The sequence below is a fragment of the Amycolatopsis sp. cmx-4-61 genome, assembly GCF_046548775.1.
Classification (GTDB): Bacteria; Actinomycetota; Actinomycetes; order Mycobacteriales; family Pseudonocardiaceae; genus Amycolatopsis.
Genome location: NZ_JAEBEI010000018.1, coordinates 208,098 through 216,014 on the forward strand (window position 1 = coordinate 208,098; position 7,917 = coordinate 216,014).

The 7,917-nt window shown below is 73.0% G+C and carries 9 protein-coding genes and 1 pseudogene; 6 read left to right on the plus strand and 4 right to left on the minus strand.

What is annotated here, in order from left to right; all coding sequences use genetic code 11:
- Positions 1-12: 12 nt before the first annotated feature.
- The 6 genes and pseudogenes from ACLJOU_RS37080 to ACLJOU_RS37105 all read left to right on the plus strand — a co-directional run bounded on the left by ACLJOU_RS37080 (position 13) and on the right by ACLJOU_RS37105 (position 5,284).
- Complete coding sequence (locus ACLJOU_RS37080) at positions 13-1,179, plus strand: NAD(P)/FAD-dependent oxidoreductase (protein ID WP_410573944.1); 1,167 nt, start codon at positions 13-15, stop codon at positions 1,177-1,179.
- Positions 1,176-1,439, plus strand: a complete 264-nt coding sequence (locus ACLJOU_RS37085; RefSeq protein WP_410573945.1) for a (2Fe-2S)-binding protein — start codon at positions 1,176-1,178, stop codon at positions 1,437-1,439. Before ACLJOU_RS37080 ends, ACLJOU_RS37085 begins: the two co-directional genes overlap by 4 nt.
- Positions 1,436-2,719: an NAD(P)/FAD-dependent oxidoreductase gene (locus tag ACLJOU_RS37090; protein WP_410573946.1), complete on the plus strand. Its 1,284-nt coding sequence runs from the start codon at positions 1,436-1,438 to the stop codon at positions 2,717-2,719. The genes ACLJOU_RS37085 and ACLJOU_RS37090 overlap by 4 nt, the downstream gene beginning before the upstream one ends.
- Complete coding sequence (locus ACLJOU_RS37095; protein WP_410573947.1) at positions 2,716-3,627, plus strand: dihydrodipicolinate synthase family protein; 912 nt, start codon at positions 2,716-2,718, stop codon at positions 3,625-3,627. The genes ACLJOU_RS37090 and ACLJOU_RS37095 overlap by 4 nt, the downstream gene beginning before the upstream one ends.
- A complete protein-coding gene (locus tag ACLJOU_RS37100) occupies positions 3,628-4,629 on the plus strand; it encodes a proline racemase family protein (RefSeq protein WP_410573948.1) in 1,002 nt (333 codons plus the stop codon).
- 47 nt (positions 4,630-4,676) lie between these two features.
- A pseudogene (locus ACLJOU_RS37105) lies at positions 4,677-5,284 on the plus strand (transposase).
- Here the strand turns inward: ACLJOU_RS37105 and ACLJOU_RS37110 are convergent.
- The 4 genes from ACLJOU_RS37110 to ACLJOU_RS37125 form a co-directional block, all read right to left on the minus strand.
- Positions 5,281-5,634: a VOC family protein gene (locus ACLJOU_RS37110; RefSeq protein ID WP_410573949.1), complete on the minus strand. Its 354-nt coding sequence runs from the start codon at positions 5,632-5,634 to the stop codon at positions 5,281-5,283. The pseudogene ACLJOU_RS37105 and the gene ACLJOU_RS37110 sit on opposite strands and share 4 nt — an antisense overlap.
- 75 nt (positions 5,635-5,709) lie before the next feature.
- Complete coding sequence (locus tag ACLJOU_RS37115) at positions 5,710-7,098, minus strand: family 2B encapsulin nanocompartment shell protein (protein WP_410573950.1); 1,389 nt, start codon at positions 7,096-7,098, stop codon at positions 5,710-5,712.
- Positions 7,095-7,262 carry a hypothetical protein gene (locus tag ACLJOU_RS37120; RefSeq protein WP_410573951.1) on the minus strand — a complete coding sequence of 56 codons (168 nt, stop codon included), beginning with the start codon at positions 7,260-7,262 and terminating at the stop codon, positions 7,095-7,097. The genes ACLJOU_RS37115 and ACLJOU_RS37120 overlap by 4 nt, the downstream gene beginning before the upstream one ends.
- The coding region (locus ACLJOU_RS37125; RefSeq protein ID WP_410573952.1) for a family 2B encapsulin nanocompartment shell protein at positions 7,262-7,917 on the minus strand (656 nt) is incomplete at its 5' end. The genes ACLJOU_RS37125 and ACLJOU_RS37120, both read right to left, overlap by 1 nt.

Consider the following 7,917-nt stretch of genomic DNA (forward strand, 5'->3'; position numbering starts at 1 on the left):
GCTGGAGGGTCGATGAACCGAACGCGGGTGGTGGTGATCGGCGCCGGCATCGTCGGCGCGGCGTGCGCCCGGGAACTGGCCCTGGCCGGCTTCGACGTCCTGGTCCTCGACCGCGGCCGTCCGGCCGGCGGCACCACCTCGCACGGCGAAGGCAACCTCCTGGTTTCCGACAAGGGCCCCGGTGCCGAACTCGCGCTCGCGCAGCTGTCCGCCCGGCTGTGGCCGCGGCTGCTGGCCGAAATCGCCGAAGACGACCCGCGCGCGGCCGCCGCGACGGAGTTCGACCCCAAGGGCGGCGTCGTCGTCGCCACCACCGAGGCCGGTGGCGCCGCACTCCTCGCGTTCGCCGAGGCGCAGTCCGGCGCGGGGGTGCGCACCGAGCGGCTGTCCGCGGCGGCGGTCGCGGCCGCCGAACCCGCGCTGACCCGCGAGGTGACCGCGGCCGTCCGCTACCCGCAGGACGCCCAGGTGCAGCCGGCCGGCGCCGCGCTCGCGCTGCTGGGCTCGGCGCTGCGCCACGGCGCCCGCCTGCGCACCGAGGCCGAAGTGACGGGCCCCCGGGTCCGGGGCGGCCGCCTCACCGGGGTCCGGGTGGCCGGCGGGGTGGTCGACGCGGACGTGGTGGTGAACGCGGCCGGACCCTGGTCGGGACCCGTGTCGGCCCGGCTGGGCGCCCCGATCGCGGTCCGGCCCCGCCGCGGCGAAGTCCTGGTGACCACGCCGATGCCGGGCGTGGTGCGGCACAAGGTCTACGACGCGGACTACGTCGGCGCCGTCGGCACGGGCAGCGGCGAGCTGCAGACGTCGGCGGTGGTGGAGTCGACCTGGGGCGGCACGGTCCTGATCGGCTCGTCCCGCCGCCGCGTGGGCTTCGACGACACGATCCGCCCGGCCGTGCTGGGTGCGATCGCCGCCAAGGCGGTCCGGCTGTTCCCGGCCCTGGCCGACGCGGCGGTGATGCGCGCGTACGGCGGCTTCCGGCCGTACGTCGACGACCACCTGCCGGTGCTGGGCGAGGACCCGAGGCTCCCCGGCCTCTGGCACGCGACCGGGCACGAAGGGGCGGGGATCGGCCTGAGCGTCGGGACGGCCCGGCTGGTGCGCGAGCTGCTGACGGGGGAGCCGCCGTCGCTGCCGGTGCAGGAGTTCACCGTGGACCGTCCGGCGGTGCTGGCGTGAGCCGGCCGATCGCGATCACCGTCGATGGCGAGACGGTGACCGGCGTCGCCGGGCAGACCGTCGCCGGCGTGCTCCTCGCCGCCGGGCGGCTGTCCTGGCGCACCACCCGGTCCGGAGCGCCACGCGGGGTGTTCTGCGGGATCGGGGCCTGCTTCGACTGCCTGCTCACCGTCAACGGCGTCGCCGACGTCCGCGCCTGCCGCCGCCGGGCCGCCGACGGCGACGAGATCCGGACCCAGTCCCGGGAGGAGCGCGCGTGACGCACGTCGTCATCGTCGGCGCCGGGCCCGCCGGGCTCGCGGCCGCCGGGCACGCGCTCGCCGCCGGAGCCCACGTCACCGTCCTCGACCAGGCGGACGCGCCGGGCGGGCAGTACCACCGGGGCGCCTCGCACCGGTTCGAGGGCCTCCTGGCCCGGTGCGCGTGGTGGCCGGAAAGCACCGTCTGGGCCCTGGAAGGCCGGCGCGTGCACGTCCTGCGCGGCCCGGCCGACGGGACGGACCGGCGCCGCCGCACCCTCGAGCCCGACGCGCTCGTCCTGGCCACCGGCGCCCACGACCGCGTCCTGCCCTTCCCGGGCTGGCAGCTGCCGGGCGTCTTCACCGCGGGCGCCGCGCAGGCACTGGCCAAAGGCGAGGGGGTCGCCGTCGGACGGCGGGTGCTCGTCGCCGGAGCCGGACCGTTCCTGCTGCCCGTCGCCGCGTCCGTGCTGGACGTCGGCGCCGGAATAGCCGCCGTCCTCGAGGCCAACCCGGCCCGCACTGTCCTTCGTGGATGGTCGTGGCGAGCGGCCGCGCACGCCGGCAAGGTGACCGAGCTGGTCCGGTACGCCGGCACGCTGGCCCGGCACCGCGTGCCGTACCGCCTGGGCCGCGCGGTGGTCGAGGCCCGGGGCGACGACCGGGTCCGCGAAGCCGTCACCGCCCGCGTCCGCGCCGACTGGTCGGTCGTCCCCGGCACCGAGCGCACCTGCGAAGTCGACGCCCTCTGCGTCGGGCACGGCTTCGTGCCGCAACCCGAACTGGCCGTCGCGGCCGGCTGCGTCCTCGACGGCGGCTTCGTGCGGGTCGGCGACGACCAGCGCACCAGCGTCGACGGCGTGTTCGCGGCGGGCGAGATCACCGGCATCGGCGGGGCGGGCGCCGCCGCGGCGGAAGGCGCGGTCGCCGGGTGGGCCGCCGCCGGCCGCACGCCGGACCGGACGCTGCTCGAGCGGCGCGACCGCACCCGGGCCTTCGCCCGCCGCTTGGCGGCCGCGCACCCCGTGGGCGGGGCGTGGCCCGGCTGGCTACGCGAGGACACCGTCGTCTGCCGCTGCGAGGAAACCACCTACGGCGAACTGAAAACCGCCGTCACGCACCCCACCGCGCCCGGGCCGCACGCGCTCAAGCTCGGCACCCGCGCCGGCCTCGGCCCGTGCCAGGGCCGGATGTGCGGCGCGAGCGTCGCCGACCTCGGCGGGGGCGCCGAGCGGCACCACCGTCCGATCGCCCAGCCGATCCGCCTGGGCGAACTCGCCGAGCCGAAGGAGAACCCATGAGCACCCGCGACCTCGGCGGCGTGGTCGTCGCCGCCGCGCTGCCCTACCGGGCCGACGACGCCGCGCCCGCCGGGCTGGCCGTCGACTACGACGCCTACGCCGAACACTGCCGGTGGCTCGTCGCGAACGGCTGCCGCGGCGTCGGCCCGAACGGCTCCCTCGGCGAGTATTCCTCGCTCACCGACGAGGAACGCCGCCGCGTCGCCCGCACCGCGATCGAAGCCGTCGGCACGGACGGGATCGTCGTCGTCGGGGTGCACGGCCCCGGCGCGCACCAGGCTCGGTACTGGGCCGAGGCGGCGGCCGAGGACGGCGCGCACGGTGTCCTCTGCTTGCCGCCGACGCTCTACCGCGCCAACCGCGGCGAGGTGCTCGCCCACTTCGAAGCGGTGGCGTCGGTGGGGCTGCCGGTGATGGTCTACAACAACCCCTTCGACACGAAGGTCGACCTGACGCCAGACCTGCTGGCCGAGATCGCCCGGATCGACAACGTCGTGGCGGTCAAGGAGTTCTCCGGCGACGTCCGCCGCGTGCTGGAGATCCGCGAGCGCGCGCCCGGGCTGGCCGTGATCGGCGGCGCCGACGACGTCGTCCTCGAAAGCCTGCTGATGGGCGCCACCGGCTGGTTCGCCGGGTTCCCCAACGTCTTCCCGGCCGAGTCGGCGCGGCTGTACGAACTGGCCACGACGGGCAAGTTCGAGGAGGCCAAGGCGCTCTACGAACCGCTGGTGGCGGCGTTCCGCTGGGATTCGCGCACCGAGTTCGTGCAGGCCATCAAGCTCGGCATGGACATGGTGGGCCGCCGCGGCGGGCTCTGCCGTCCGCCGCGCGGACCGCTGTCGGCGGTCCACCGCGAACAGGTCCGCGCCGACCTGGGCCGCGCGCTCGCGGCGCTGGGGGTGGCGTAGATGCGGTCTTCGCGCGCGATCACGGCGGTCGATTCGCACACCGAGGGCATGCCGACCCGGGTGGTGACCGGCGGCGTCGCCCCGATCCCGGGCGCCACGATGGCCGAGCGGCGCCGCTACTTCACGGCGCACCTGGACCACCTGCGGCAGTTCCTGGTGAACGAGCCGCGCGGCCACTCCGCGATGAGCGGCGCGATCCTGCAGCCGCCGTGCCGGGAGGACGCCGACTGGGGCGTGGTGTACATCGAGGTGTCCGGCTGCCTGCCGATGTGCGGCCACGGCACGATCGGCGTGGCGACGGTGCTCGTGGAGACGGGCATGGTCGAGGTGACCGAGCCGACGACCGTGGTGCGCCTGGACACCCCGGCCGGGCTGGTGCACGCCGAGGTCACCGTCCGGGACGGGCGGGCTGAGCGGGTCAAGCTCCGCAACGTCCCGTCGTTCCTCGCCGAGCGCGACGCCGTGGTGTCCGTGCCCGGTCTGGGGAGGGTCCGCTACGACCTCGCCTACGGCGGCAACTTCTACGCCATTCTGGAGCTGTCCCGAGTGGACATCCCGTTCGACCGGGCCGAGCAGGCCCGGATCCTCGACGCGGGCTTGGCGATCATGGCCGCGATCAACGAGCAGCGGCCACCGAAGCACCCGGAGGACCCGCTGATCGGCGGGTGCAAGCACGTGCAGTTCCTCGCGCCGGGCTCGGACGCGCGGGCGTCGCAGAACGCGATGGCGATCCACCCGGGCTGGTTCGACCGGTCACCCTGCGGCACGGGAACGTCGGCCCGGATGGCGCAGCTGCACGCCCGCGGCGAGCTGCCGCTGCACACGCCGTTCGAGAACTCGTCGTTCATCGGCACGACGTTCACGGGTGCGCTGGTGGCGGAGACGACGGTGGGCGGGGTGCCGGCGGTGGTGCCGGAGTTTTCCGGCCGGGCCTGGATCACCGGCACGGCAACGTACCTGCTCGACCCGTCCGACCCGTTCCCGGCGGGGTTCGTGCTCTAGGCGTGTCCTGTAAGCGGTGGAGCTGAACCTCTGGCAGTTGTGCCCGGGTGGTTGGCCGTGGTGAGTTGACGGGCAAGGCGTGGGCGGTGTTCGAGCCGCTCCTGCCGCCTGTGCAGGGTGGTGGGCGGTGGCGGGATCACTGCCAGGTGATAAACGCGTTCCTGTGGAAGCTGCGCACCGGCGCACCTTGGCGGGCCTGCCCGAGCACGCCAGCACTCGGCTGGCCCGGGAAAAGGGGGATGCGGCGACGGAATCGAAGCCCTCGCCCTCGACGGGGAAGGACTTGGGCGGTCCCGTGGCGGGCTGAGTACCAAGATCCACCTGGCCGTGGATGGGCGGGGCTTGCCGTCGCGGACAAGGAGTACTCACATCCCTCGACCCGCGAGGCGATGCGGGACCGGCAGATCGCCTTCGTCAGCCCGGAGCGGGATGACCAGATCGCCCGCCGCGCCGCCAAGGCTCCCGCGGCGGGCGACCGCCCGTCTTCGATGCCGAGGTTTACCAGCAGCGCAACGTGGTCGAACGCTGCTTCAACCGGCTCAAGCAGCTCCGTGACCTGGCCACACGCCACGCCAAACGCGCAGCCTACTACCAGGCAGAACTCACTGTCGCCGCAATCGTGCTCTGGCTCCGATGGCTTACAGGACAGCTCTAGGCGGGCTGCCAGAGTTCGATGCGGTGGCCTTCGGGGTCGGTGACCCAGCCGAACCGCCCCACCCCGGCCATGTCCTGGACGTCGTCGGCGACGTCCGCGCCGCGGGCGCGCAGCTGGTCCAGCATGGCGTCCAGGTCGCGGACCCGGAAGTTCAGCATCGTCTGCTGGGTTTCCGCACCGAAATAGTCGGTCCCGGCCTCGAACGGCGCGAAGACCGTCGGGCCCGGTTCCTGCTGCCAGACGCCGTTCTCGTCGGTGTCCAGGCCGAGGCAGTCGCGGTACCAGGCGGCGAGGGCCGCGGGGTCCGCCGCGCGGATGAAGTACCCGCCGATTCCGAGCACGCGTTCCATGCCGCGATCCTGCCAGCCCGCGCACCGGCCGGGGCCGTGACACGCGGGGGGAGCGCCGTCGACCGCCGCGGCGGTTCAGTGGCCGATCTGGACGTCGTCGAGGATGCCGAGGGCGTCGGGGACGAGGACGGCGGCGGAGTGGTAGGCGCTGACGAGGTAGGAGGTGATGGCGCGGTCGTCGGTGCCCATGTAGCGGATGTTGAGGCCGGGTTGGTGTTGGTCGGGGAGGGTTTTGGGGCGCAGGCCGATGACGCCGGCGTCGTTTTCGCCGGTGCGCAGGGCGAGGATGGAGGTGGTTCCGGTGGTGGTGATGGGGATTTTGTCGGAGGGCAGGATCGGGACGCCGCGCCAGGTGGTGACGGGTTTGCCGTCGAGGAGGGTGGTGTCGGGGTAGATGCGGTGGGCGGTGCATTGGCGGCCGAAGGCGGCGATGGCTTGGGGGTGGGCGAGGAAGAAGCGGGTTTTGCGGCGGCGGGAGAGCAGGTCGTCGAGGTCGGGTGGGGTGGGTGGGCCGGTGCGGGTGGGGATGCGGTGTTTGAGGTCGGCGTTGTGCAGGAGCCCGAAGTCGGTGTTGTTGATCAGTTCGTGTTCTTGGCGTTCCCGGAGGGCTTCGATGGTGAGGCGGAGTTGTTGTTCGAGCTGGTTCATGGGTTGGTTGTAGAGGTCGGTGACGCGGTTGTGGACTCGCAGGAGGGTTTGGGCGACGGCGAGGTCGTATTCGCGGGGTGTGGGGTCGTAGTCGACGTAGGTGCCGGGGAGGAGGGGTTCGCCGTCGTGGCCGGCGGCGAGGTCGATGGCGGCTTCGCCTTTGGCGTTCTGGGGTTTCTGTGGCCGGGCCAGTGTTTGGGCGACGTGTGTGCGCAGTGTGTGGGAGCGGCCGTTGAGGCGGGCGTAGGTGGCGGCGGGCAGGACGAGTGCGATGACGCGGGTGGCGGCGCGGGCGGTGTAGGGCCAGGTGCCGGGGTCGGGGCCGAGGAGTTCTTCGCCGAAGTGGTCGCCGTCGGTGGCGGTGCCCAGGTGTAGTTCGTCGCCGTAGGGGCCGGTGCCGTGGCGGGTGACTTTTCCGTGGGCTATCAGGAACAGCGTGTCCAGTGGGGTGCCGGCGGTGAAGAGTGTCACTCCGGGTTCGTACTCGCGTTGTTCGAACGCTTCCGCCAGTGCGCCGAGGGCTGCTTCGTCACCGAAGTCGCGTAGGAGGGCGAGTTCGGTGAGTTCGGCGGGGATGACGTGGGTGCGGGCGCCGGTGGTGTAGAAGGAGAGTTTGCCGTCGCCGAGGGTGTAGGTGAGGCGGCGGTTGACGCGGTAGGAGCCGGCGGGGACGTCGACCCAGGGCAGCTGGGTCAGCAGCCAGCGGCTGGTGATGCCGCGCATCTGCGGCGGGGTCTTGGTGGTGGTGGTCAGCGTCCGCGCCGCGCGGACACTGAGCGACAACTGGACCGAGGTGGTCTCTTCGGTGACGGTCACCGGGTCACCCGCCGGTCAGGGTCGGGTGGGCGGACGTCGCCGGTTTTCGGCACGATCCGGGCGGCGGCGGTGCCCAGCCCGGTCGGCCCGAACGCCGAGGCCGGCAGGGCGGGCGGGCGGCCGGGTGCGTCGGGTGGGCGTGGCGGCGTGACGGGCTCGGGCATCATCCCTCCCGGCCGAGTTCGGCGCTTTCGAGGACGGCGAGGGCGTCGGGGACGAGGACGGCGGCGGAGTAGTAGGCGGAGACGAGGTAGGAGATGATGGCTTGTTCGTTGATGCCCATGAAGCGGACGTTGAGGCCGGGTTGGTATTCGTCGGGCAGGCCGGTTTGGTGGAGGCCGACGACGCCTTGGGCTTGTTCGCCGGTGCGCATGAGCAGGATGGAGCTGGTGCGGGTGCCGGTGATGGGGATTTTGTTGCAGGGCAGGATGGGGACGCCGCGCCAGGAGGGGACTTGGTGGCCGCCGAGGTCGACGCTGGTGGGGTAGATGCCGGCTTTGGTGCATTCGCGGCCGAACGCGGCGATGGTTTTGGGGTGGGCGAGGAAGAAGCTGGGGTCTTTCCAGACGAGGGTGAGCAGGGCGTCGAGGTCGTCGGGGGTGGGTGGGCCGGTGCGGGTGGGGATGCGCTGGGCGAAGTCGGCGTTGTGCAGCAGCCCGAAGTCGGTGTTGTTGACCAGTTCGTGTTCCTGCCGCTCCCGGAGGGCTTCGACGGTGAGGCGGAGTTGTTGTTCGATCTGGTTCATGGGCTGGTTGTAGAGGTCGGCGACGCGGGAGTGGACGCGTAGCACGGTCTGGGCGACGGACAGTTCGTATTCGC

Excerpts from the sequence above, each read along its gene's own strand:
- ACLJOU_RS37110 (WP_410573949.1), bottom strand. The coding sequence starts at position 5,634 with ATGGAACGCGTGCTCGGAATCGGCGGGTACTTCATCCGCGCGGCGGAC.
- ACLJOU_RS37080 (WP_410573944.1), top strand. The coding sequence starts at position 13 with ATGAACCGAACGCGGGTGGTGGTGATCGGCGCCGGCATCGTCGGCGCG.
- ACLJOU_RS37100 (WP_410573948.1), top strand. The coding sequence starts at position 3,628 with ATGCGGTCTTCGCGCGCGATCACGGCGGTCGATTCGCACACCGAGGGC.
- ACLJOU_RS37095 (WP_410573947.1), top strand. The coding sequence starts at position 2,716 with ATGAGCACCCGCGACCTCGGCGGCGTGGTCGTCGCCGCCGCGCTGCCC.
- ACLJOU_RS37120 (WP_410573951.1), bottom strand. The coding sequence starts at position 7,262 with ATGCCCGAGCCCGTCACGCCGCCACGCCCACCCGACGCACCCGGCCGC.